Source organism: Paraburkholderia sp. SIMBA_030, from assembly GCF_046535245.1.
GTDB lineage: Bacteria > Pseudomonadota > Gammaproteobacteria > Burkholderiales > Burkholderiaceae > Paraburkholderia.
Genome location: NZ_JAWRXB010001540.1, coordinates 1 through 239 on the forward strand (window position 1 = coordinate 1; position 239 = coordinate 239).

Here is a 239-nt window from a genome sequence, read left to right on the forward strand (position 1 = left end):
GCGGGCTTGGCGCGGATACCATGACCGGCGGTGATGGCAACGATACCTATGTGGTGGATAACGCTGGGGATGTGGTGATCGAGGCGGCGGCGGGCGGTTCGGATACTGTGCGTACCACGTTAGCCAGCTACAACCTGGGTGCCAACGTCGAGAACCTGACCTATACCGGGGTGGGCAACTTCGTCGGTAGCGGTAACGCGCTGGACAACATCATGGTCGGCGGTGTCGGCAACGACCTG

The 239-nt window shown here is 61.9% G+C and carries 1 protein-coding gene; it reads left to right on the forward strand.

All coding sequences use genetic code 11. From position 1 onward, the window contains the following. Positions 1-20 precede the first annotated feature (20 nt). On the forward strand, positions 21-239 hold a 219-nt coding region (locus SB772_RS45180; RefSeq protein ID WP_410839172.1), incomplete at its 3' end, for a hypothetical protein.